Source organism: Clostridium sp. LIBA-8553 (assembly GCF_057782465.1).
Genome location: NZ_CM173489.1, coordinates 964,628 through 989,458 on the forward strand (window position 1 = coordinate 964,628; position 24,831 = coordinate 989,458).

At 27.7% G+C, this 24,831-nt stretch carries 25 protein-coding genes and 1 pseudogene; 22 read left to right on the plus strand and 4 right to left on the minus strand.

Annotated elements, in window-relative coordinates; translation table 11 throughout:
- Positions 1 to 56: 56 nt before the first annotated feature.
- The 5 genes and pseudogenes from AC2JAQ_RS04090 to AC2JAQ_RS04110 all read left to right on the plus strand — a co-directional run.
- Positions 57 to 110: pseudogene (locus AC2JAQ_RS04090) on the plus strand (hypothetical protein); the annotation flags it as partial.
- A gap of 333 nt (positions 111 to 443) precedes the next feature.
- Entirely contained in the window at positions 444 to 1,382 is a 939-nt protein-coding gene (locus AC2JAQ_RS04095) for an iron-hydroxamate ABC transporter substrate-binding protein (protein WP_488458773.1), read from the plus strand.
- Between the two features lie 136 nt (positions 1,383 to 1,518).
- The gene (locus tag AC2JAQ_RS04100; RefSeq protein ID WP_488458035.1) at positions 1,519 to 2,532 is read left to right on the plus strand and encodes a FecCD family ABC transporter permease; all 1,014 of its coding nucleotides are present in this window, start codon (positions 1,519 to 1,521) and stop codon (positions 2,530 to 2,532) included.
- 3 nt (positions 2,533 to 2,535) lie between these two features.
- Positions 2,536 to 3,549: a FecCD family ABC transporter permease gene (locus AC2JAQ_RS04105; protein WP_488458036.1), complete on the plus strand. Its 1,014-nt coding sequence runs from the start codon at positions 2,536 to 2,538 to the stop codon at positions 3,547 to 3,549.
- Positions 3,550 to 3,598: 49 nt separating this feature from the next.
- A complete protein-coding gene (locus AC2JAQ_RS04110; protein WP_488458037.1) occupies positions 3,599 to 4,387 on the plus strand; it encodes an ABC transporter ATP-binding protein in 789 nt (262 codons plus the stop codon).
- A 133-nt stretch (positions 4,388 to 4,520) separates the two neighbouring features.
- Here the strand turns inward: AC2JAQ_RS04110 and AC2JAQ_RS04115 are convergent, their stop codons facing one another.
- Both AC2JAQ_RS04115 and AC2JAQ_RS04120 read right to left on the minus strand, forming a co-directional pair.
- Positions 4,521 to 5,288 (minus strand): CPBP family glutamic-type intramembrane protease, encoded by a 768-nt coding sequence (locus tag AC2JAQ_RS04115; RefSeq protein ID WP_488458038.1) that lies wholly within the window; start codon positions 5,286 to 5,288, stop codon positions 4,521 to 4,523.
- A 56-nt stretch (positions 5,289 to 5,344) separates the two neighbouring features.
- Positions 5,345 to 5,890 carry a flavodoxin domain-containing protein gene (locus tag AC2JAQ_RS04120; RefSeq protein WP_488458039.1) on the minus strand — a complete coding sequence of 182 codons (546 nt, stop codon included), beginning with the start codon at positions 5,888 to 5,890 and terminating at the stop codon, positions 5,345 to 5,347.
- A gap of 214 nt (positions 5,891 to 6,104) precedes the next feature.
- Between AC2JAQ_RS04120 and AC2JAQ_RS04125 the strand changes: the two genes are divergently transcribed.
- The 3 genes from AC2JAQ_RS04125 to AC2JAQ_RS04135 all read left to right on the plus strand — a co-directional run bounded on the left by AC2JAQ_RS04125 (position 6,105) and on the right by AC2JAQ_RS04135 (position 7,216).
- Entirely contained in the window at positions 6,105 to 6,593 is a 489-nt protein-coding gene (locus tag AC2JAQ_RS04125; protein WP_488458040.1) for a GNAT family N-acetyltransferase, read from the plus strand.
- A 79-nt stretch (positions 6,594 to 6,672) separates the two neighbouring features.
- Positions 6,673 to 6,888 (plus strand): DUF4177 domain-containing protein, encoded by a 216-nt coding sequence (locus AC2JAQ_RS04130; RefSeq protein WP_488458041.1) that lies wholly within the window; start codon positions 6,673 to 6,675, stop codon positions 6,886 to 6,888.
- On the plus strand, positions 6,878 to 7,216 hold the full coding sequence (locus tag AC2JAQ_RS04135; protein WP_488458042.1) for a hypothetical protein: 339 nt from the start codon (positions 6,878 to 6,880) through the stop codon (positions 7,214 to 7,216). The genes AC2JAQ_RS04130 and AC2JAQ_RS04135 overlap by 11 nt, the downstream gene beginning before the upstream one ends.
- A gap of 190 nt (positions 7,217 to 7,406) precedes the next feature.
- On the opposite strand, the gene AC2JAQ_RS04140 is transcribed toward AC2JAQ_RS04135, so the two are convergent.
- Positions 7,407 to 7,736 carry a hypothetical protein gene (locus tag AC2JAQ_RS04140; protein ID WP_488458043.1) on the minus strand — a complete coding sequence of 110 codons (330 nt, stop codon included), beginning with the start codon at positions 7,734 to 7,736 and terminating at the stop codon, positions 7,407 to 7,409.
- 493 nt (positions 7,737 to 8,229) lie between these two features.
- Between AC2JAQ_RS04140 and AC2JAQ_RS04145 the strand changes: the two genes are divergently transcribed.
- Positions 8,230 to 11,613 carry an endo-beta-N-acetylglucosaminidase gene (locus tag AC2JAQ_RS04145; RefSeq protein WP_488458044.1) on the plus strand — a complete coding sequence of 1,128 codons (3,384 nt, stop codon included), beginning with the start codon at positions 8,230 to 8,232 and terminating at the stop codon, positions 11,611 to 11,613.
- Positions 11,614 to 11,693: 80 nt separating this feature from the next.
- On the opposite strand, the gene AC2JAQ_RS04150 is transcribed toward AC2JAQ_RS04145, so the two are convergent.
- Entirely contained in the window at positions 11,694 to 11,933 is a 240-nt protein-coding gene (locus AC2JAQ_RS04150) for a hypothetical protein (protein WP_488458045.1), read from the minus strand.
- A gap of 260 nt (positions 11,934 to 12,193) precedes the next feature.
- On the opposite strand from AC2JAQ_RS04150, the gene AC2JAQ_RS04155 reads away from it, so the two are divergent.
- The 13 genes from AC2JAQ_RS04155 to AC2JAQ_RS04215 all read left to right on the plus strand — a co-directional run bounded on the left by AC2JAQ_RS04155 (position 12,194) and on the right by AC2JAQ_RS04215 (position 24,660).
- A complete protein-coding gene (locus tag AC2JAQ_RS04155) occupies positions 12,194 to 13,102 on the plus strand; it encodes a D-alanine--D-alanine ligase (RefSeq protein ID WP_488458046.1) in 909 nt (302 codons plus the stop codon).
- Between the two features lie 369 nt (positions 13,103 to 13,471).
- Positions 13,472 to 13,753: a hypothetical protein gene (locus AC2JAQ_RS04160; RefSeq protein WP_488458047.1), complete on the plus strand. Its 282-nt coding sequence runs from the start codon at positions 13,472 to 13,474 to the stop codon at positions 13,751 to 13,753.
- 198 nt (positions 13,754 to 13,951) lie between these two features.
- On the plus strand, positions 13,952 to 14,779 hold the full coding sequence (locus tag AC2JAQ_RS04165) for an HAD family hydrolase (RefSeq protein WP_488458048.1): 828 nt from the start codon (positions 13,952 to 13,954) through the stop codon (positions 14,777 to 14,779).
- Positions 14,780 to 14,874: 95 nt separating this feature from the next.
- Positions 14,875 to 15,342: a hypothetical protein gene (locus AC2JAQ_RS04170; protein ID WP_488458049.1), complete on the plus strand. Its 468-nt coding sequence runs from the start codon at positions 14,875 to 14,877 to the stop codon at positions 15,340 to 15,342.
- Between the two features lie 215 nt (positions 15,343 to 15,557).
- Positions 15,558 to 15,905: a hypothetical protein gene (locus AC2JAQ_RS04175; protein WP_488458050.1), complete on the plus strand. Its 348-nt coding sequence runs from the start codon at positions 15,558 to 15,560 to the stop codon at positions 15,903 to 15,905.
- Between the two features lie 308 nt (positions 15,906 to 16,213).
- The gene (locus AC2JAQ_RS04180; protein WP_488458051.1) at positions 16,214 to 17,125 is read left to right on the plus strand and encodes a polysaccharide deacetylase family protein; all 912 of its coding nucleotides are present in this window, start codon (positions 16,214 to 16,216) and stop codon (positions 17,123 to 17,125) included.
- Positions 17,126 to 17,419: 294 nt separating this feature from the next.
- On the plus strand, positions 17,420 to 18,397 hold the full coding sequence (locus AC2JAQ_RS04185) for a mannose/fructose/sorbose PTS transporter subunit IIA (RefSeq protein ID WP_488458052.1): 978 nt from the start codon (positions 17,420 to 17,422) through the stop codon (positions 18,395 to 18,397).
- A gap of 38 nt (positions 18,398 to 18,435) precedes the next feature.
- Complete coding sequence (locus AC2JAQ_RS04190) at positions 18,436 to 19,239, plus strand: PTS mannose/fructose/sorbose transporter subunit IIC (protein WP_488458053.1); 804 nt, start codon at positions 18,436 to 18,438, stop codon at positions 19,237 to 19,239.
- A 19-nt stretch (positions 19,240 to 19,258) separates the two neighbouring features.
- On the plus strand, positions 19,259 to 20,170 hold the full coding sequence (locus AC2JAQ_RS04195) for a PTS system mannose/fructose/sorbose family transporter subunit IID (protein WP_488458054.1): 912 nt from the start codon (positions 19,259 to 19,261) through the stop codon (positions 20,168 to 20,170).
- Positions 20,171 to 20,451: 281 nt separating this feature from the next.
- Positions 20,452 to 20,826, plus strand: coding sequence for a DUF956 family protein (locus AC2JAQ_RS04200; RefSeq protein WP_488458055.1), 375 nt, complete (start codon positions 20,452 to 20,454; stop codon positions 20,824 to 20,826).
- 856 nt (positions 20,827 to 21,682) lie between these two features.
- Positions 21,683 to 22,702: a spore photoproduct lyase gene (gene splB / locus AC2JAQ_RS04205; RefSeq protein ID WP_488458056.1), complete on the plus strand. Its 1,020-nt coding sequence runs from the start codon at positions 21,683 to 21,685 to the stop codon at positions 22,700 to 22,702.
- 176 nt (positions 22,703 to 22,878) lie between these two features.
- On the plus strand, positions 22,879 to 23,262 hold the full coding sequence (locus tag AC2JAQ_RS04210; RefSeq protein WP_488458057.1) for a phosphotransferase family protein: 384 nt from the start codon (positions 22,879 to 22,881) through the stop codon (positions 23,260 to 23,262).
- Positions 23,263 to 23,718: 456 nt separating this feature from the next.
- Positions 23,719 to 24,660, plus strand: coding sequence for a hypothetical protein (locus tag AC2JAQ_RS04215; protein WP_488458058.1), 942 nt, complete (start codon positions 23,719 to 23,721; stop codon positions 24,658 to 24,660).
- Positions 24,661 to 24,831: the final 171 nt, after the last annotated feature.

A 24,831-nucleotide genomic window follows, 5' to 3' on the forward strand; every position in this document is an offset into this window, starting at 1 on the left:
ATTCCAAGTTTACTTAGATGTAATTAAAGTTAGTAGTAAATGATGGAGGAAATGGGAATGATTCAGATCATGCTACCTTTGGGGATGCAAAATTTTATTATGTAGAATAAGTTTTATTATATAGATAGAAGTGTAGAGGTGAGAATCCTTTACGCTTCTATTTATTTTAGGCTTTATTGATTTTTAGAGATTTCTATACTTAATTTAAGATTTAGTGAAATCATTTAGTATTAATGATTTATAAGAAAAGAGAAAATTGTATTTTTATAAGAGAAGGAATTAAATAACTTTAGTCATATTGTTAAATTTTGCAGTGATAGAAAAATATAAAAATATATTGACTAAATAAGATTAGATGCTATAATAAATTTAGAATTTAAATGATATTGAATATCATTAGTAAATATTAATGGGAATCAAAAAAAGAAGTTGGAGGACAAATGATGAAGGGATTTAAAAGGTTAGCAGTTTTAGGAATTGCAGTGCTTACAGTTGGAATGCTTGCTGGATGTTCAAGTAGTAAGAATAATGAAAGTAATAATGGGGAAAAAAGAGTTGTACAATCTGTAAAAGGAGAAGTTGAAATACCAACTAATCCACAGAGGATAGTAGACATTTCAGGTAGTAGTGAGGAATTAGTATTATTAGGACATACGCCTGTTGCTACAGCAAATGTTGACTCATACAAAACGGATCAAGTTCCATCATATATGGCAGATAAATTAAAAGATACAAAGATAGTTGGACATTCTATGATGGATACAGCTGATATAGAAGGGATACTATCAGTAAATCCAGATTTAATAATAATGTCACCAAGACAAGAAAAAATATATGACCAATTAGCTGAAATAGCACCAGTAGTTATGCTTGAAGATAACTCAAATGACTGGGAAGCGAAATTTAAAGAGATAGCAAAATTATTTAATCAAGAAGATGATGCTCAAAAGTGGTTAGATGATTATTATAAAAAAGCGAAAGAATTAGGTAATGAAATAAAAAAAGCTAATGGAGAAGGAACATATTTAGCTGTTTTAGCTAATTCAGGACAATTTATGGTATTTACTGAAGGTGGAATAGGAACAATCTTAAAAGATGATATGGGATTACCTCAGCCAAGTAAAATGCCAAAACAAGATAGTATAACATTACCTACAGTAACACTTGAAGGACTTACTGAAATAGATGCGGATCATATAATAGTTTTAGGAACAGAATCAGATAAGGCTAATTTAGAATCAAATAGTGTTTGGAATGAGATGAGAGCTGTTAAAGATGGAAATGTAACAATGCTTGATGTAAGTCCATATTTTAGTCAAGCTTACAATCCAATGGGAAGAGAGCTTTTACTACAATCAATTAAAGATGAAGTTGTAAAATAGTACATATTTCTTAGTAGGTGTAAGATTAAGAATTTTACACCTACTATTTCAATTTAAATAGAATATTTTTAAATTAGGTTTTATTTTAAACTAAATAATTATTTAAACTCGGGTGATACTTTAAGGAGGTCAATTTATGAAAATACAAAAGAAAAAGACTTTAGCTTATTGGCTAATGGCTATAGGCTTATTACTTTTGCTTGGTGGAATTATTTTATCAATATCTATAGGAGCTAAAGATATTGATTTTTCTATGATAGTAAAGTCTATTTTTACAAATGATGCAGATGTAAATATTAAAATAATTAGGGATGTAAGAATACCGAGAGCTCTTGCAGCAGCTTTGGTAGGTGGATTTTTAGCTGTAGCTGGTGCTATTATGCAAGGAATAACTAGGAATCCAATTGCAGAACCTTCAGTAATGGGAATAACTCAAGGTGCTACATTTATGATAGCTGTGGCATTTGTTCTTCAAAGAATATATCCTAATTTAGTAATAAATAGCTTTGCTCTTATGATGTTTGCCTTTTTAGGGGCTAGTATAAGTGGTCTTTTAGTATATTTCATAAGTTCAAGATCTTCTAGAAAAGTTGATCCTGTCAAGTTAGCTCTTGCAGGTACAGCCTTAGGAACTTTGCTTATATCTTTGGCAATGGGAATTTCAATGTACTTCAATTTATCTCAACAATTAAGCTTCTGGGTATCAGGAGGATTAGTTAGTGCTAAGTGGGAAGGGGTAATTTTATTAGCTTTAGTAGGAGGAATAGCCTTTATTGGAGCTATGGTTATGTCACCTAAAATAACAATTTTAAGTTTAGGAGAAGAGGTAGCTATAGGTCTTGGACAAAAAACGAATCTTGTAAGATTTATAGCTATAGTCATAGTAATATGTTTAACTGGAGCCTCTGTTTCTGTGGCTGGTAATATTGTCTTTGTCGGTTTAATAGTTCCTCAAATATGTAAGGCAATAGTAGGATCAGATTATAAATATATAATACCAAGTTCTATGATATTAGGAGCTGTTTTATTAGTATACAGTGATATATTAGCTAGAGTTATAAACCCTCCTTATGAAACACCAATAGGATCTTTAACGGCTTTATTAGGAGTTCCTGTGTTTATATACTTAGTTAGAAAGGAAGGTAAGTAAATTATGAATATAAAAAAGAATCATAAATTTATTTGGGTAACAGGAATTTTAGTAGGATTAATCTTTATTACCTTCTTAATAAGTTTGAATATGGGTTCATTATCAATAGAACCAAGTGAGGTTATTAAAACATTAATTGGACAAGGTACTAAAAGTAATGAAATTGCTATCTTTAAGTTAAGACTTCCTAGAATAGTAATAGGAATATTAGTAGGAACGGCTTTAGCTACAGCAGGAACTATTTTACAAGGGGTCACAAAAAATGATTTAGCTGATTCTGGAATACTTGGTATAAATTCAGGTGCTGCTTTATTTGTTGTAATTTATATGTACATAATGAATGGAAATGTATATGATGGAGTGAGCAATTTAACTATATTTACTATGCCTATAGTGGCTTTAAGTGGAGCAATTTTTGGGGCGTTTTTAATTTACATATTAGCATGGAAAGATGGAATAAATTCATCAAGATTATTATTAATTGGTATAGGAATAAACATAGCTTTTACATCATTATTAACAATATTTCAATTAAGATTTACTACTCAAGAGTTTAATAGGGTTATGGCTTGGATATCAGGAAGTATATGGGGAGCAAGCTGGAAATATGTTTTAGCAATACTACCATTTATAATTATATTTATGGTTTTAAGTCTATATAAATCAAGATATTTAGATGGATTAAATTTAGGAGATGAAGTTGCCACAGGAATTGGCATAGAGGTTGAAAAGGAAAGAAGAAAACTAATAATATATGCTGTTATCTTAGCAGGAGTAGCAACATCTGTAGCCGGTAGTATAGGATTCTTAGGTCTAGTTTCTCCTCATATTGCAAGGAAACTGGTTGGACCTAAGCATAAAAAATTAATTCCAATAGCAGCGCTTATTGGAAGTTTAATATTGTTAATATCTGATACTATAGCTAGAAATTTAATTGCACCAATGGAAATGCCAGTAGGAATAATAGTAGCTATAATAGGTGTTCCATATTTCATTTATTTAATGTTATCAAAATAGATTTTTGTGTATTGATAATTAAAGTTTTACGAAAGCAGAGGAGATAAATATGTATTGCATAACTACAGAGAATTTAAATATTTCATATGGAAGTTTAGATATAGTTAAGGATTTAAATTTAAAGATACCAAAGGGAAAGATAACTACAATAATAGGAGCTAATGGATGCGGAAAATCTACAGTATTAAAGACAATAGCTAGAATTTTAACTCCGAAGAGTGGAGAAATATATATAAATGAAAAAAGTATAAAGGCCCAGTCAGCTAAGGAATTAGCAAAAGTAATGGCTGTATTGCCTCAAAGCCCACAAGCACCTAATGGTCTTACTGTTGAGGAATTAATAGCTTATGGAAGATTTCCACATCAAAAGGGATTCGGTAAATTAAAGAATGAAGATAAAAATATAATTCAATGGGCCTTAGAAGTTACAGGGTTAATTGAATTTAGGGAAAGAGATATAGAAGATTTATCTGGAGGGCAAAGACAAAGAGCTTGGATTGCAATGGCTTTAGCTCAACAGACAGACATATTAATACTTGATGAGCCAACAACTTATCTGGATTTAGCACACCAATTAGAAATTCTAAACCTGCTTAAAGAATTAAATGAGAAGCATGGGACAACTATAGTTATGGTTATTCATGAACTTAATAATGCTGCTAGATTCGCTGATTATATGATTGGGATGAAAAGTGGAAAGATAGCTTGTGAAGGAACTGCTTATGAGGTGATGACAAAAGATAACCTTAAAAAATTATTTAATATAGATGCAGAAATTGTACAAGATCCAAGAAACAACAGACCTGTATGCGTAACTTATGATATGATACAAAAATAGGTGGATGAATTTAATAATAAGGTAGAATAAGTTTTATATAAATAAGAGGCTATTCAAAAACTTAGAATAATAAAATTTGAAAGAGCCTCTTTTATTTTATAAAAAATAATATTAAATGATTATAAGGACTTCTCTAAAATATTTCAGGAATATTATTAATGCTTTTATTAAAATTAGTATTTGATATTATGGACTTAAAGATTGAAAAAGAAGAAATTAATAATATAAAAGATATTACTACACTAAATAAGTTTATTGAAAGTACATCTATAAAAAATATAGAGATTAAGCTTGATGCTAAATTAATAGATAAATGTATTAAAGAAATTTGTATTAAGTTTTTATTCTTAGCATATATTACAGCTAGAAATAGGCCTGCTGAGAATGTAAACAATAGAATTCTAATTGATTCAAAACGTAATAAATCACCATAAAGAATAGGTGTTATTAAATGAATAATAGAAAAAATAAAGCTTGAAATAATTATTTGTTTTTTTAAGCAAAATTTCCTTAAGTAGTGAAAAGCATAAACTCTAAAAACAATTTCTTCTTGAAAAGCACCAGTTAATAAATAAAGTGAGTTAATAAATAAAGCAGTCCAATTTAACTTATCATATGGATTAGGCGGAAATAGTATTAATGCAGGAACAAAAAATAAAATTATTATAAAAATGATGTAAAAAGCAATGCTTTTGAGAATAGATTTATTTAAAAATATAGTTGGTTTGACTATCGAAAATTGTTCCTTTATAGAAATTCCTTTAAATACAAGCAAGTATATTGATAATGAAATTAATATTAAAGGAAAAAAAGACATATTAGTAAATTTAAAATTTAAATAGCACTGTATTAAGCTACATAATGTAAGTGTAAGAAATAAAATAAAAGTTTTTTTAATCATGTAACTATTATTCAAAAAAACAACTCCTTTTAAAAGTTTTATTTAATTTAAAAAGACTAAATTTTTTGTAGTTGATTAAAGTAATCAATTAATTGGATAATTGAAGCTTTATCAGTAAAATCTACAATTTGTCCATAGGTTTCTAACATCATTTTTGTTTCTTCATCTCTTTTATTTTCATCTAATCTTTCTACAGATTTTTTTAACATAGCCATCATAGATTTATGAATAAAACTTAATCTTTTATAGTCAATAGCACCTCTAAAATGAAAAGTTTTAATTTTCTTTCTCATTTCTTCAGATAAATTCTTTTCTAAAATAGGATTAAATTGTTCTTTATTACTTGGATTTGCTAAACCAACAGTAAATAATATTATATTTTTATCTTTCAATTTGTTAAAGTTTTTAGATATTAAAGAAAATCCTAAAATTCCACTTGCATAAAGTCCACCATCATATATTATGTTCTTATATTTTAATAAATCTTTCATATTGATTTTACTACTTTCAAAAATTTCTGTATTTAAACTGTCACTAATCCATTGTGCGTATTTTTTAGTAGCGCCATATTTAGATTTGTAAATAACAACTGTATTATTCATTTGAATCCCCCTAATTTAAAATGTTATATAACTAAAATTTAATATATTTTATGATATAATAACACTTAATTGGTTTAAATTGGAATATGATATATAATATCATATTTATTAATAAGTATATATATGAAAAAATGTTTTTAATTAAAAAATATATTTAACGATTAGTATGAAATTAAAGTATATGTATAAGAATTAATTTGGAGAGGAATAAAATATGAATTTAGATATTAGAGAAGTTAATGTAGATGACTTCAAGGAAATTAGCAGAATTAGAAAAATGGTTGGAGTTATGGAAAACATACTTTCAAATAAAGATGAAGAAGAAGAATTAATTAAAGAAAAGATTATAAATAGGGGTGAGAACCAGTATTGGTACGTTGCTGAAGAGTCTGGAAAAGTTGTAGGTTTAGGAATATTAATGAATCATGGTAATTTAAGAAAGCGACATGTGGCGGCAATAACATTAATGGTTAATAGTAAATATCAAAACAGAGGGATAGGAAGTTTATTAATGAAGAAATTAATAAGTTTAAGTGAAAATCTTAATATTATAAGATTAGAATTATGCGTATTTAGAGATAATTGTAAAGCAATAAATTTATATAAGAAATTTGGATTTGTAGAAGAGGGAATAAAAGTAAAATCAGCTTTGAAAAATGGAGAATATGCTGATGAAATTATAATGGCAAGGATAACTATATAATATTGATTTAAGAATAGTATATATAGTTATTATATTATTAAATAGTGAATAAAGTTATGGAATAAAAGGAGATTTTTATATGTATGAATATAAGTTTATAAACGTACCAGTAGATAAGTCTTTTAAGGCTAAAAGAGGGGATTCCTTTGAAAAATGTAAAGAGGTTATAAAAGAAGAAGCTAAAAATGGATGGAGATTGAAACAAATAGTTACTCCAATTAATGAAAAAACAGGTATTAATGTTACTTATGCTTATGAAATAATTTTTGAGAGAGAAGTGGTAAATGAAGTTTAATAAAACTATTTTTAATAAGATAAATTTAATAACAATAATAGTAGTTTCAATACTGTTCATTCCATTTATATTAGGTACTAATTTAGCTGCAATATGGTTTAGTGATATGGGGAGAGAAGAAGTTTCTATTATTGATAAAATAGCAATTTCATTTATGGTATTAGGACCTTATTGGATCATTTTTATAATTGGAATATTTAAGGACTTAAAAAAGATGTTAATAAATTATAAGTTATTTAATATAATATTCTTTACAATTTATTGCTATTATTTCTTTTTAATAAACATTATTATAAATAGCTTGATGTTACAAGTGAAGAATATTTAAATTTTGCTCTGTTTTAAAGCAATAGTCACCTAAAACAGAGCCTTAAAATTAAATGAAATAATATTTTATAAAGAACGAAAATAAGTTTATATTAAATTTGAGTTATGATTTAACTTTAATATAAAAAGGGCGTGTATCAAAATAAGTTTTATTATTAGGTTTTCATACAGCCCTTTTTTGCTTTTAAATATTACTTAGATAGTTTTTTATTGATTTCAAGCATTTCTATTATGTAATATATAAAACAACCTACAACAGGAATTAATAAATAAGCATCTTCAAATTTAAAAATAAAAAACATAAATTCTGTTAGCACTAAAATAGTACCGATTATTATGAAAGTCATGCTTATTAAAGTTGTAATATTATCTTTATTTTTTATTTTATTTACGTCATAGTAGTTTTCAATCCTCTTGAAGTAGAAAAGATAATATCCAAGTTTAAATTTCTTATTTTTAAATATATAAAGACCTATAAATAAAAACATTAATCCAACTATAAGAATAAGAATTAAAACCATAATATTTTCTCCTTTCACACTTACTTTTGATTACTAAAGTTTTTGATAAGTTTTAGCAATAAAAAATAAGCGTATGATTAATATCATTTGTTTAATATATTTATAAAGTTTTATGGTATTTATTAATTGCAACACTAATTGCGTATTAAGATAATCTCGCAGTTTTATTTCAAAATCAATAATAGTCTAAAACAGTTCTATTGATTTAAATGTGATATTTTAAAAAAATATTATTAAATGAAAACTTAAATTTAATTAGTGTAACAGAGAAGTAATAAGTAATATTTAAACAGTTATATATATCTAATTATAGTATATTTTTGAACCAATTTAAACATATTAGGACAATATTTTCCAAAAAAGAGGGAGTGATTTCATGGAAGAAAAAATTTTTTTTGAAAAAAAGTTTTACTTTTTTGTAATATTATGTGAGTTTATTGAATATAAATATAAAGTCATAAAAGTAATACTAGATTTTTAGGGGGATAAAAGAATGAGAAAAAGAGGTATCATGAGTAAACGTTTGCTAGCAGTTTTATGTATGGCATCAGTAACAACTTCACTATTTGGTTTTGGAGGAGTTGAAGTTAAGGCTTCACCAAATATTCCATATGACCAAAAGGAATCATTAGCACCATTAGGAGAAGTTTACAGTATTGAGACTTTATTAAACTGGAATCCAGAAAGTGATCCAGACGCGAAGTATAACAGAGCAAGTATTGAACTTCAAGACAGATTTATGGGAGACATAGTAAATGAAAATGCTCATCCAGAAGCAAAAATAATGAATGTTGCTTTGACTAATCCGTATGTAGACAAGGCACCATCACAAGGTAGTGATTCAATGGATGCATATGTGTTCTCATATTGGCAGTATGTAAATTCATATGTTTATTGGGGAGGATCAAGTAGAGGAATCTTTGCACTTCCAACTCCAGATGTAGTTGATAATGCACATAAAAACGGTGTTCCAGTTTTAGCTACAATAGGATTCCCATGGGGGCCAGGAGAAGGATATGCTGAACAAGTAAGAGCATTTCTTCAGAAAGATGAAAATGGAAACTTTCCTGTGGCAGATAAGATGATTGAGATAGCAGATTATTATAGATTTGATGGATACTTCTTTAACCAAGAATCTTATGGTTGTGTAAAAGAAGACGCAGATACTATGGTAGAGATGCTTGAATATATTAAAAAGAAAGCTCCAAATATGGTTATAGGTTGGTATGATTCTATGACTGTTGATGGAAATGTTAAATGGCAAGATGCTCTAAATGAGAAGAATGCTCCTTTCTTCCAAAATGGAGAAAATAGAACAACTGATGAATTTTTCTTAAATTATAACTGGACTCCAGAAAAGATAGAGACTACAGTTAATACTGCAACAGCATTAGGAAGAAGTCCTTTTGATGTTTATGCAGGATTAGATGTTCAACAAAACGCATATAATACACCATTTAATGATGATTACTTATTAGATGAGGATGGAAAGCTTAGACTTTCATTGGCTATGTATACTCCAAACTCAACATTTTCAATGGCTAAGGATGTTTATGATTTCTATAAGCATGATCAAAAATTCTGGATAGGACCAACAGGAGATCCTTCAAAGTCAGATACAGAACAGGACTGGGTTGGATTAGCTAATTATGTTCCAGATAGATCGGCAATAAATGACTTACCATTTGTGACAAACTTCAACCTAGGGCATGGAGAAGATTATTATATAGATGGTTCACTTTCAAGAGATGAAGAGTGGAATAATAGAGCAATACAAGACTATTTACCAACTTGGAGATGGATAGTTGAATCAAATGGTTCAAAACTTACACCAGATTTTGATTTTAAAACTGCATACAATGGAGGAAGTTCATTAAAGATTGAGGGAAATTTAGAGGCTGCAAATCCAAATCATATAAAACTATATAGTACAGATTTAGCTATAGAAAATAACTCAACGGAATTATCAATTGTTTATAAAACAGAGTCTGTTCCTAATATGAAGGTTGGATTATGTTTTGGAGAAAATTATGATGAGGAAAACTTTACATTCTTTGATGTAAATACAGCAAGTAATGGAGAGTGGACAGAAGTTAAAATACCTTTAGGAGAGCATGTTGGTAAAACAATATCTGCAATATCATTAAAATTTGAAAGCAGTGAAGACATTGAAAACTTTAAAATGAATGTAGGACAAATATCTATAGAAGAAACTGCTGAAAATAATAAAGGATTAAAAAATAGTGATGTTGTCTTAGAAGAAACAATGGTTCACAATGCAAACAGTGCAGAGGCTAGAATATACTGGGATGGATTAGAAGCTGGAAATAATGAAGATTTAGCTTTTTATGAAATATATAGAATTAAACCAGATGGATCTAGAGAACTTATGGGAGCAACTCCAAATGATGCTTATTATGTTCAAGAGTTTAGTAGATATGGAGAAGAAATGGAATTTGATATTGAAGTAGTTCCTGTAGATGTAAATTACAATAGAGGAGAAGGAAAGAAAGTAACATTTAATTGGGGAATTCCTCATGATGCTACAGAAATTCCAGAGAAAAAAGAGCTTGTAAACTTTGCATTAAATAAACCAGTTGAAACAAGTGCTGAAGGTGCAGCAGAACCAGGTCTTAAGGCTGTAGATGGAAGTGTTGATAATAACAGTAAATGGTGTGCAGCTGGAGCTAAGAGTGGATGGTTAACAATTGATCTACAAGAGCCAAAAAATATTCAAAGATGGGTTGTTAAACATGCTGAAGCTGGTGGAGAAGCAAAAGATATGAATACAAATGATTTTGCTTTAGAAGTTTCATATGATGGAGGACAAACTTATCAAGAGGTTGATGTTGTAACTGGAAATGAAGATGCTATTACAGATAGAAACTTAGCAGAACCAATAGTTGCACAACATTTAAGACTTAGAATTGATGATTCAGGTAACTCTCCTTGGGGTGCTATAAGAATATATGAATTCCAACTTTATGAGGATACATTTGTAGATCAGACAGTTGAAATTCCAATGAGATTTGTAGATGCTAAAAATAACAATGGAGCTAATGACTCTGTATTAGTTACAAGAGGTAAAGAAGGACAAACAGTTAATCTTTATAAATCATTAGATGATGAGACTCCTTTTGCAACTTCTACTATAGATGCTAATGGAGAAGCTAAGTTTGAAGGTTTAGACTTTGGTAAAGATGGTGGAAGAGTTTATTATGGAATAGTTGAAGAAGGAAAAGAAGAAAGTTTAAGAATGAGTGTTGCTTTTGAAGGAGAAGATTGGGAATACTCAAAAGCTCCTGAAAGATTTGAATTAACTCCATATAAAGCTCCAGGAATGAATGGAGAAAATCCTAACTATGGTACTATAAAAATAAAAGATTTAGAAGCTGGAGATGTAGTAAGCATATTTAGTAGTTCTGATTCGATATTCCCAGATAAGGTTAGTGTACCTGTAGCTAAAGGTGGAGACATTGCTACATTAGATAGAATACCTGTGAATCCAGAGGGTGGAGTATTTGTACTAGAAATTAAATCAGAAGGTAAAAAAGCTAGAAGAATTGAAATTCCATACTCAGGATTTGGAGAAATCAAAATGGAAATAGAGGAGGGTGCACCAAAAAATCTTAGAACTATTGATGTTCAAAAGAAGAGCGTAACACTTGCTTGGGATGTACCTGAGAATACTTATGGATTAGATGGATATATAATTTATAAAGATAACAAGAAAGTTGGAGAAGTTTCAATGAATGAAACTGAATTCACAGTTGAAAAATTAAATAGACATACAATCTATAACTTCAAAGTAGCAGCTAAGTATTCTAATGGAGAAATTTCAGAAAGAGATACAATAACAGTAAGAACTGCTAGATAAGATTTTAAAAAGTTAATAAGAATGATATTAGTCAGCTCTTAACGATTTCTGGCTAATATCATTTTTTTATTAGCTTTTGATTATTTTAAAAAGTTTATGTTTTTAACTACTAGTGTAATTGAGAAAATCATTAAAAGTATTGTACCAGTGAATGATAGTAAATTTTTTATGTTATATATGGTATTAGTAAATGCATTTGCTCCGCTCCCACCACCAAATATATTGAAAAGTGCATCATGAATTATTGGTAATTGAAGTAGAATTAGTATAATACTTCCTAAAATACATAGGAGTAACTTTGAGTTAGCTTCTTTATTCATAGAATATCTCCTTTAATTATTAATATTGTTATTGAATTTAAGTGTTTTATATAATATATGCTTGAAATTTTGGAGATAAGATTGGTTATTAAATAGATGATTACATTGTAAAAAGTATAGAATATGGGTTGATATGTCATAGCAGTAAACCACTGTTGTGTAAATTTTCGGCTTAAGTGGCTCTTACCTTTATATATTAAAATCTTATAATAATATTATAGAGTAAAGATTTTAGTTATTTATATTTGGAGGATAATAATATGAAGGTCGGAATAATTATGGGAGGAATTTCTTCAGAGAGGGAAGTTTCTTTAGCAAGTGGAGAGTCAATTTTTAATCATATAGATAAGGAAAAATATGAGGTAAGTAAAATCATAATAGATAATAAAACTGATGTTATAGAAAAGATAAAAGACATAGATTTTGCCTTATTAGCTTTACATGGAAAGTTTGGTGAAGATGGAACTGTACAAGCTTTTTTAGATATAATGGATATACCATATTCAGGATGTGGAGCTTTAAGTAGTGCTTTATGTATGGACAAAAATTTAAGCAAGAAAATATTAAGAGATGAAAATATAAGAACAGCTAAATGGATTACTGTTAAGTCAATAGAGGATATTGATTATAAGAAAATTGATGAAATAGGTTATCCTGTTTTTGTTAAACCTAATAGTGGTGGATCAAGTGTTGCTACATTTAAAATTTATAAAAAAGAGGATATAGAAGAGGCTGTGAAGGAAGGCTTAAAGTATGATGAGGAAGTAATGATTGAAGAGTTTATAAAAGGAAGAGAAATCACTTGTCCTATATTAAATAATGAACTTTTCCCAATACTTGAAATAAAGGCTAAAACAGAGTTTTATGACTATGAACAAAAGTATTTAGCCAATGGAGCAGAACATTTACCAGTAACTTTAGAAAAGTCTTTATATGATGAGGTTAAAGAAATGGCATTAAAAGCTTTTAATGCTTTAGAATGTGAAGTGTATGCTAGAGTTGATATGATAGTTTCTGAAGAGGGAGTTCCGTATCTATTAGAAATAAATACATTGCCAGGTATGACAGCAACAAGCTTATTTCCTCAAAGTGCAGAGGAAAGGGGAATATCATATTCACAGTTTATAGATTCTATAATAGAAATATCATTAAAGATGAGTAAAAAATAATATAATAAATATTTATAATATATAAAAGATAGAGGTTTAAATGAAACAATATACACTAATGATAAGAAAATGTTTTTGAATATTAAACAAAATTAAATAGAGTTTTGAGAGAAGAGTCTACTTAATATAAACTAGTTATAAAATCTATTAGTTTATATTTTAATAAGGCTCTTTTTATATATAATAATCAGTATTATAAAAATTTATATATTATTTTAATAATTTTTTAAAGTGAATTTAAAAATATATTTAGTTTTTTTATAATGATTAAATAAAATTTTTAGATATAAAAAAACATCTTTTTTAGATAAATAAGGTTTATTTCAATTTAAAGAATTTTCATTATACTTATATATAGGAGATGATTTTATGAAAAAAGTGTTAAGCAAAGTGTTTTCTTTAAAATTATTAAATCTATCTGCATGGTTAACAGTAATATTAACTATAATATCAAGGGCTGGAGTTAACTTTGAAGGGTATAGAACTTTTGGATTTCCATATAAATATATAACTCTTGTTCATGGAGGGGCTGATTTTAAGTCTAGTTTGCTTTTATCATGTCATATAAATTTATTCGGATTTTTAATAAATATAATAACAATGTACATATTAGTTTTGATTGTAAGAAATAGTAATAAAGATAATAGATAAAAGAAGAGTAAAAGAAAAATCTATTATTAATTCAGTGTCTAAAGAAAGATGATTAATGATGTTTAAAGAGTCGATTATGAAAGGTATCCTTTTATTAATTGACTTTTTTTCTTTAGTTTCTTTGAATAATATTTAGATATGTTGTATATTAAATAAAAAAGGTAATTAATGTTTATACATTAGAGAAAGAGGTAGTAAATGGATTTATTTGTTTCAGATTTAGATGGAACTTTATTAAATAAGGATCAAATTATATCAGACTATTCAAAGAGAGAACTTAATAGATTAATAAATACAGGAGTTAATTTTGCAATTGCAACAGCTAGAAGTCCAGCTACTGTTTCTGAGATTTTAGATGGAATTAATATAAAAACACCTGTTGTTCTTATGAATGGTGTTATAATTTATGACATTGAAAACAAAAAATATATAAATGTAAAAGAAATAGACAAGGATAGTGTTAAAGAGGTAATAAAAATTCTTGAAGAGTATAATAAGACATTTTTCCTTTATGGAATAAAGGATGATTATTTATGGGTATATCATAAAGATTTTACATATGATTTTGAAAGAGAATATTATGAAGAAAGATGTAATAAGCCTCTTAAGTCATTTAAAAAAGTTGAAAGTTATTTAGATGTTTTAGAAGATAATCAAATAGTAAATTTTGTGTTTTTTGAAAATAATGAAGCTATAGCTAAAGAATTGTTTGATAAGATAATGAATGTACAAGGGGTCACAGGTAACTGTTATAAAGATATATATAATGAAGGAGCATATTTCTTAGATGTATATAATAAAGACGCATCTAAAGCAAATGGAATAAAGTTTTTAGCAGACTATGTTGATCATAGTAAAGTTATAACTTTTGGAGATGGAGAAAATGATGTTCCTATGTTTGAAATAGCAGATGAATGTTATGCTTTAGAAAATGCTTCGGAGGAACTGAAATCTATAGCAACAAAAGTCATAGGAAATAACAATGAAGATGCCGTTGTTAAGTTCTTAATTGAAAGATTAAAATAGATCATAGTGTATCTATTTTAATCTTTCAATTATAAATGGCTAATAGATACTGTTTTTTATTATTAGAATATATATTTATATAAATAGGAGGAAAAATGAGAGTAGATTTTGATTTACCTATATTTGATAAAGATAAATTAGAAGAGGTAGAAAATATTATTGAGAAAATATTAATTTATCAAGGAACAGAAAAGGAGGATTTATTACTAGATGAATTAAAGAAGGTAACAGGATATTCATATGAATCTGAAGACTTTGTATGTATGGAGTATAATGCAACTTTAGAATATATGGCAAAGTGGGCAATAATCAATGATGTTAAAAAGGGAATTCATATTGAAGAAGATGAGTTGGCTGAATTAATAAGTTTAATTTGCTCTGGAGATTTAGATGAGTTTGCTACTGATTATTATATATCTCTCTTAAATAATAGTATAAATTGTTCAAATTGTAGTGATTATATATTCTGGCCAGGAAAATGTGGGGTTAATGAGAATCTTACACCAAAAGAGTTAGCTAAAAGAATACTTAAAGATTCAAAAGAAAAAATAATATATCTATAAAAAATAACTTATATTTGTAGTATAAAAGTAAACAAAATTTAGTGTAAATAAGAATATCTAATAAATTCAAAGGATTAGGATTTCTATAGAGGTTTGATTGAGAAAATATAGAGGAGTATAATAATTTCTAGGATACATAATTTAATTATGTATTAAATCTTTACTTAAAGGATATAAATATAATAATATGTTTATACTTAAGGGGGGAGAATATTATGTTTAAAGAAAAACTCAAGGATTTATTAACTCAATGTGGCACTGTAGAGTTAGTTCTCTATGATGATGAACTAAATTTATATGCTATGACACTATGTGAAGAGTGCCAATGCGATGTAATAAAAGAGCTAGGGATAAAAGGAACTGGAGTAGAAAATTTAAAAGATACAGTACATTCTTTAGGATATGATTTTGTTTCCTTAAAAGAGTATTATGAAAAAGGAACTTATGATGAATATGGCAATAAAATGACTTGTTGTTGTAATGATGATTCTTATAAGATTGTTAAGGTTAATTTTAACGAAGACAAGGAAGATGATTATTACATGGCATGGGCAACCATCTAAAAGCTGCTTAATTAGTGGCTTTTTTTATTTGCACCCAGTTTTACTCAAAAAAAGACCAGTCATACATAAAATATTGTTTTGGGTATTTAGGTGAGTTAGCATTTTATGAGAAGTGGTTGCAAGATATTTAATTAATTTATGTTTTTTGAACTTTTTATTATGTATGTTTTCTTAAGAAAACTTTAATCTTTAAAATATAATGAAAAAGTCAGATAATTTTAAATAAATTGTTCCTGTTTTGTATTTTTTATAATTTTTTATTTTTGTAAAATTAATTTGTACTATTTAATTGAATGGGGGATAAACTTATGAGAAAAGGAGTAAAATTTGGTCTTTTTTTAAGTGTACTTATATGCTTAGGTACTTTTGTAGGTTGTAAGTCATTAAATGAAAAACAGGTTGAAGCAACGGAGAGTAAAGAAGTTATAGACGCTAAAGAGTCCGATGAGGTGAAAAAAGTAGATAATGAAGAAAAAACAAATAAATTAGAATATTTATCTTTTGAGGAAGATCCAAATGCTGAGGATGCTAAACTTGTATCAGAATATACTAATGGGCTTTTAAAAGGAACATTACAGTATCCAGTTAGAAAAGATGGAAAGAAGGTAGCATATTTAACTTTTGATGATGGACCATCAACAACTAATACACCTAAAGTTTTAAATATATTAGATAAATACAATATAAAAGGAACTTTTTTTGTAACTGGAAACTCAATAAGTGCTGGTGATAAATCAAAGGATTTATTAAAGCAAATCGTAAAAAATGGACATGCTATAGGAAATCATACATATAGTCACGATTACAAATATCTTTATCCTAATAGAAAGATGAATGTTAATAACATAATTTCAGACATAAATAAAAATAATGATTTAATGAAAGAAGTTCTAGGTGAAAATTTTTCAACAAGCGTAGTTAGATTTCCAGGAGGATATTGGTCTTGGCAAGATAGAACACCTATGAAGGAAAAAATGCTTGAAGTAGGAATAGAGAACATAGATTGGAATGCTTTAAATGGAGATGCAGAGGGGAAAAAGAAAAATGCTACCGAATTAGTTGAATTTGCTAAGAAAAGTATAGATTCTTTAGGACCTGATGCAGATAATGTAGTAATTTTAATGCATGATACTTATGGAAAAGAAGAAACAGTTAAGGCATTACCAAGTATAATCGAATATTTACAAAGCAAAGGTTTTGAGTTTAAAAGTATTAAATAAATATAGAATATATTTTTACAAGTATTTTAAAAGCTAATAGAGACTGTAGGGAAATTTGTGTGAAAACAAATTTTTCTACAGTTTTTTTGTAAAATATTTTAAAATAGCTCAAAATATTGGTATAAGAGAGGAAAATGCTCTTTATTTAGCATAAATCACCATTTTTTTTTGTTTTATTCATTTAATAAAATTTGTATTTAAATATATATCGTTGTAAAATTAGTGTAAAGCTTGTAAAATAAAGATAAAATAAGTAAATTTTATCGCAACAAATAAAAAATAGGAGGTATACATATGGTAGGAATTATTCTTGCTAGTCATGGGGAGTTTGCTAAAGGAATACTGCAATCTGGTTCAATGATTTTTGGAGAACAAGAAAATGTAAAAGCTGTTACATTGATGCCTAGTGAAGGACCTGATGATATTAAAGCAAAAATGAAAGAAGCAATTGCATCCTTTGACAATCAAGATGAGGTTTTATTCTTAGTTGATCTTTGGGGAGGAACACCATTTAACCAAGCGGATAGCCTAGTTGAAGAACATAAAGATAAATGGGCAATCGTAGCTGGTATGAATTTACCAATGGTTATTGAAGCATATGCTTCACGTTTTTCAATGGAATCAGCACAAGAAATTGCCGCTAGCATAATAAAAACAGCTAGAGAAGGAGTTAAAGTTAAGCCAGAATCATTAGAACCTGTAGATTCTGAAAAAACTGTTGTAGATTCTGCTCAACAATCTAATGTAGGTGCGCCAGGATCATTTGAATACGTTTTAGCACGTATTGATTCACGTTTGCTTCATGGTCAAGTAGCAACTGCTTGGACAAAAACTGTGAGACCAACAAGAATTATAGTTGTGTCAGACGATGTAGCTAAAGATGAACTTCGTAAGAAATTAATTCAACAAGCTGCTCCTCCAGGAGTTAAAGCTCATACTGTTCCGATTAATCAAATGATTAAACTTGCAAAAGATAATGAACACTTTGGAGGACAACGTGCATTACTTCTTTTTGAAAATCCAGAAGATGTACTTAGAGCAGTAGAAGGAGGAGTACCTATAAAGACAGTTAATGTTGGTTCTATGGCACATTCTCCAGGAAAAGTTCAACCAAATAAAGTACTTGCTTTCAATCAAGAAGATATAGATACTTTTAATAAACTTAAAAATGCTGGATTAGATTTTGATGTTCGTAAAGTTCCAAATGATTCAAAAGGAAATATGGATGAAATTCTTAAAAAAGCACAAGAGGAGTTAAACAAATTAAAATAATATAAATTATTTTAATAGAAAAAGGAGGATTAACAATCGTGGATCTAAATATATTTCAAGTAATATTAGTTATTATTATTGCATTTTTAGCTGGAATGGGAGGTATCCTAGATGAATTCCAATTCCAACAACCTCTAGTTGCTTGTACTTTAATCGGATTAGTTACAGGTAACTTACTACCTTGTTTAATCTTAGGTGGTAGTCTTCAAATGATTGCCTTAGGTTGGGCAAATATAGGTGCTGCCGTAGCACCAGATGCAGCATTAGCATCTGTTGCAGCTGCGATCATTCTAGTTCTTAGTGGAGAAGGTCAAGCAGGAATTCCTTCAGCTATCGCTATAGCAATTCCACTAGCAGTTGCAGGATTATTACTAACAATCATTTGTCGTACAATAGCTACAGCATTTGTACATTTTATGGATGCTGCCGCTAAAGAAGGAAATATAAGAAAAGTTGAAATGTGGCATATTATTGCTATTTGTATGCAAGGTGTACGTATAGCAATCCCAGCTGCATTAATCTTATTAATTGGCGCTGGTCCAATAAGTTCATTACTTGCTTCTATGCCTGCTTGGTTAACAGATGGTTTAGCAGTAGGTGGTGGAATGGTTGTAGCTGTTGGTTATGCAATGGTAATAAACATGATGGCAACAAAAGAAGTATGGCCATTCTTCGCAATCGGTTTTGTATTAGCAACTATTCCTCAACTTACACTTATAGGATTAGGTGCAATTGGTGTAGCTTTAGCTCTTATTTACTTAGCACTTAGTAAAAGAGGTGGCTCAGGTAATGGTGGATCAAACATGGGAGATCCAATAGGCGATATTATTGATAGATACTAAGAAGGGAGATAAGACGAAGATGGAAAAAAATTTAAAGTTAACAAAAAAAGATCGTCTTTCTATTTGGTGGCGTTCAACTTTCATTCAAGGATCTTGGAACTATGAAAGAATGCAAAATGGTGGTTGGGCATATTCATTAATTCCTGCCATCAAAAAATTATATAAAACTAAAGAAGAAAGATCAGCAGCATTAACACGTCACTTAGAGTTTTTTAATACTCATCCATATGTAGCTTCACCTATTATTGGGGTAACATTAGCATTAGAAGAAGATCGTGCAAATGGAACACCAGTTGATGATGTAACTATTCAAGGGGTTAAAGTTGGTATGATGGGACCTTTAGCTGGTATTGGAGATCCTGTTTTCTGGTTTACTGTTAGACCTATATTAGGAGCATTAGGTGCTTCACTTGCTATGGCTGGTAATATATTAGGACCAATTATATTCTTCTTAGGTTGGAACATTATACGTATGGCATTTACTTGGTATACACAAGAGTTTGGTTATAAAGCAGGTTCTCGTATTACAGAGGATTTATCAGGTAGTTTATTACAAGATATTACAAAAGGTGCATCTATACTTGGTATGTTCATCTTAGGGTCATTAGTTAATAGATGGGTATCTATTAAATTTACACCTGTAATATCATCTGTTAAGTTAAGTCAAGGTGCTTACATTGATTGGAATAGTCTTCCTGCTGGGGCAGAAGGTGTTAAACAGGCCCTATTGCAACAAGCAGCTGGATTATCATTAACTCCTGATAAGGTTACAACATTACAAGATAACTTAGATTTATTGATTCCTGGACTTGCAGGATTATTATTAACATTTCTTTGTATGTGGTTACTTAAAAAGAAAGTATCTCCAATTGTCATTATTCTTTCTTTATTCGTAATCGGTATTATTTTCCATGTGATAGGTTTAATGTAATATGTTTATTTAGCCTAGGTTAGTGTAATATTTTTTACTTAACCTAGGCTTTTATTAACTATAAATAAGCTAAAATAGAATAAGAAAAACAATTTTTATGATATTATGTAATAGAAAATAATTATTTAATTTGAAATTTTAAAAGGAAAATAAAGAAATTTAAGATTAAATATAATTAAAACATTAATTATATTTAGCTATTTTTTTTAATAGCTCTTGATTTTTTTAGAAATATATAAATAAAATAAATGTGTATGTTAAGTAGAAAAGAGGTGTAATGTATGGTTCAATCACTCAATACAAAAGTTGATTTAGTTGTTGATGCCACATCTTTTGCAGGTCTTGCGGATTATGGGAAAATAATGATTGGTGATAAAGGGTTTGAATTTTATAATTCTAGTGATTATCGAAAATTCATTCAAATTCCTTGGGAAGAAGTTGATTATGTCATTGCGTCAGTAATGTTAAAAGGAAAGTGGATTCCACGATATGCAATTAAAACTAAGAAAAATGGTACATATTCTTTTTCGTCTAAAGAAACAAAGAAAGTACTTCGTACTGTAAGAAAATATGTTGATCCAAATCACATGGTTAAGTCGTTAAGTTTTTTTGATGTTGTCAAAAGAGAGGTAAAATCCATATTTAAGAAAAAATAATATTAAAGAGTTTTGTGTTGGGTATAACAAAATAGATATAAAACGAGGAGCCAGATGGATTTAGATCTATGTCAATATTTTGGACACAAAAATTCAAACTTTTACATTGGTATTGCATATTAATGTGAAAAAAATGAAGATGGGCAGTACAGGCTATTTTAATATAATATATACTAAAAAGATAAAAGTTTAAAAAGAAGTAGCTTTATAAGAAAATTAAAGGCTACTTCTTAGTTTAGTAATATTATTTTATTTTCTGAATATTGTCCAATGTAATTTTCATAAATGCTACCATCACATCCACTTAAAGGTTTGAGATTTGGAGAAGATGAATAATGAAATAATTTAGTTAAAGAATCTTTTTCTACCTTAAAGTTTTTTATAAATAAGGGAAAACTTTTAATATCAATAGAAAGAGCTATTTTTCTATAGTAGAATTATCTTTTTCGATTAAGTTTTCATCAACAAAGTTATTGAGATACATTTCTGATTCACTCATGGTGAAAATATATAAGGATTATTTTTCTAGTTGGGTTTTCAATAAGAGAGTATATATTATTTTCTCAAATAATAAAATTCTCTTCATATGAATTATATGTAGGAGATATTAATGACATATTAGAATGTAATATATAAAATAGCTTATTTTTAAAAGTATTAAAATCTGTTATATTCATTTCATAAATCTGTATCATATAATTACTCACTTTCTTTTGATTTCCAATTAAGTAAATTATAATATAATAAATATATAGGCTAATATTTAAATTTATTAAGTGATATTGGGAAATAATAATCATAAAAAGCTAAGAGGAGGGTTTAGTAAGGTATTTAGTACTTTTACTAAAAGATTATTATGTTTATTCCAAAAAGAGTAATATTTGAAAAAGGGGCCTTAGAATATGAGCTAGGTAAAGAACTATACGATATTTTTAAAAAAAAGGGAATAGAAATTATAAATTTATCATCTAATAGAGTAAAGTCAGCTATTCCAGGAGAAAATCCTAATCAGCAATATCGGGAAGGAAAGGAAACCTTAGTTGTTGGGATTAAAAAAAGTATGAAATTTCAGAGCTGTAAGCCTTCTGCTCATTATCAGTTACCATTAGTTTCAGGGTGCATGGGTCAATGTGAATATTGTTATTTAAACACTCAATTAGGTGATAAACCCTTTGTTAGAGTATATGTTAATATAGATGAAATTTTAAAGAAAGCTGATAAATATATTGAAGAGAGAAATCCAGATGTAACAATATTTGAAGGGGCAGCAACTTCAGATCCAATTCCTGTTGAACCATATACTAAATCTTTAGCTAAATGCATAGAGCATTTTGGAAAAAAAGAGTTTGCTAGATTTAGGTTTGTTACTAAATATAATGATATAGATAGCCTTTTAAACTTAAATCATAATGGTCATACAGAAATAAGATTTAGTATAAATACAGACAAAGTAATAAATGATTATGAGCATGTAACTTCCTCAGCAAAAGTAAGAGCTGAAGCTGCTAGTAAGGTTGCAAGGGCAGGATATCCATTAGGATTTATAATTGCACCAGTATTTTTATATGAAAATTGGAAGGAAGAGTATAAGGACCTCTTAGATAGGCTAAGAAGCGAAATTCCAATAGAGCAAGATAAAAATTTAGGTTTTGAAGTTATAAGTCATAGATATACCATAAAGGCTAAAAATAGAATAATTGAAATATTTCCAGATACCTCTCTTCCTATGAACGAAGAAGAAAGAAAATTTAAATATGGTCAATTTGGTTATGGCAAATATGTTTATAATAAAGAAGATATACAAGAAATAAAAGAATTTTTTAAAGAAGAAATTCAAAAGCGTTTTCCTTTAAGTGTAATAAGGTACATAATATAATTAAAAATTAAGAAATAATAGGATAGGTCTTTTAAAAAAAGTTCCTATCCTAAATTTTTTGGTAATATAAAAAAACAAAGTAATATATTAACATAAATTCTAAAATAAGTGATAAAATTAGAGGGAGAGAGAGACTCGACTTGGTGATTAAATCTTATAAGTGGAGGTGAATAAACATGTATAGCAAGTTAATAGATATACCTTTTTATAGAGGATGGAGCTTGGTGAAAAAGATTAATGAAGGTTGGTCCAATGATGAAAAGTACTATGTAGAAGATAAAAAAGGAAATAAATTGTTAGTAAGATTATCACATATAGCTAATATAGAGGATAAAAAAAGAGAATTTGATGCTATTAAAAAGTTCAACAAACTTTCATTTGAAATGTCAAAAGCAATATCCTTTGGTTTTTGTAATAATAACCATGATATTTATATGATTCTTTCATGGATAGAAGGAAAACCTTTAAATCTTTGTTTGTCAGATTTACCTAAAAATGAACAGTATGATTTAGGAGTAAAAGCTGGAAGAATTCTAAGGGAAATACATTGGATATTTTGATAATAATCCACCAAAAGAGTTTTGGAATATCTTAGCTATTTATGTTGCATATTCATCTTTAACTTCAATAACATGGGCAGAAGCTTTTGGTAAGGATGAAATAGAAGCAATGCAAAGAAGAGCATTAAATGCTTTTAAAGATTATGAGTATTTTGAAAATAAAATTCCTAATTGGTATAAAAGCTATGAATATTACATTACTTTAAGAAGGGTTTAATTTAATAATATTAGGAGCTTATAATTTAAAGTAATTGCATAATTTATAAGTTTACATCTTTATTATAGGTTTAGATAACTATAGAGTATAAAGATAGTAAATTTAGTATATTAATTAATAATAATTACTTTAAAATTTTATAATAGTTTTAATAATTTTGGGAAAAAGGGGGATAGAATGCTACTTTAAATTTGTATTGTTATTAAAATATTTCAATAAATATAGGTAGCAGAGTGGTTATGCTTAAAGATTTAAATAAAAAAATAAAAGAGTGTCGTGAAAATATAGCTTTAAAAGAAACTCTTGAAAAGAAGAGTTTAATTCTTAATGAGGATTTAGATAATAAAGAAAAGGAACTATTGGAACTTGAAAAAAGTTTGAAAAAGGAATTAAAGGATGTTCAAAAGCTTAAGACACTTTCATTTTCAAATTTAATGGCTAGTTTATTAAGAAATAAAGATGAAAAATTAGAGAAAGAAGAAAAAGAATATTTAGAGGCAAAGATTAAATATGATAGCTTTAAGTCTAATGTTGAGAATTTAAGACATGATATAGAAAGTACTAATGAGAGATTAGGTTATTTAATTAATATTGAAGGAAGATATAAAAATCTTATAAGTGAGAAAAGGGAATTAATTAAAAAATTAAATTTAAACATAAGAGATGAGATAATTAATATTGAAAATGAAATAAAAGAATTATTAAGCAGCAAAACTGAAATTTCAGAGGCTTTAAGAGAGGCTAATAATTGTTTAATGATTAGTAAAGAAGTTAAAGACTCTTTAGATAGTGCTCATAGTTGGGGAACATATGACATAATTGCAGGCGGAATGATTTCTTCTTCCATTAAACATAGTAGAATTGATGATGCTAAAACTTATATGGAAAGACTTAGTTATGCTGTTGAAAGACTTAACAAAGAATTAGGTGATGTTGATGTTTCAGTATTTAATGAAAGTTTAAATATAAGTGGACTTTCATATACCCTTGATATTTTCTTTGATAATATATTTACTGATTTTTCTGTTCAGGGAGAAATAAAAGATTCTTTATATAAGATTGAAGACTTTCAGAATAAGATGATAAAGTTAATAAATAGATTAGAAGAAAAAGAAAATATTATAAATGCAAAAATTAATACTTTAAATGATAAATTAGAAAAAATTATTGAACAAAATTAATTAGAAATAAAATATATGTATTACTTTAGATTAAACTATAAATTTCACATTTCCCAATAAAGTAATACATATATTTACAATAGATTAGGGGTATGCTATATTCAGTTTAATAAGAAATAATTAAATTTTGATGAGGAGGAGAAGTTACTAATAATTTTAAAAACTTATAAT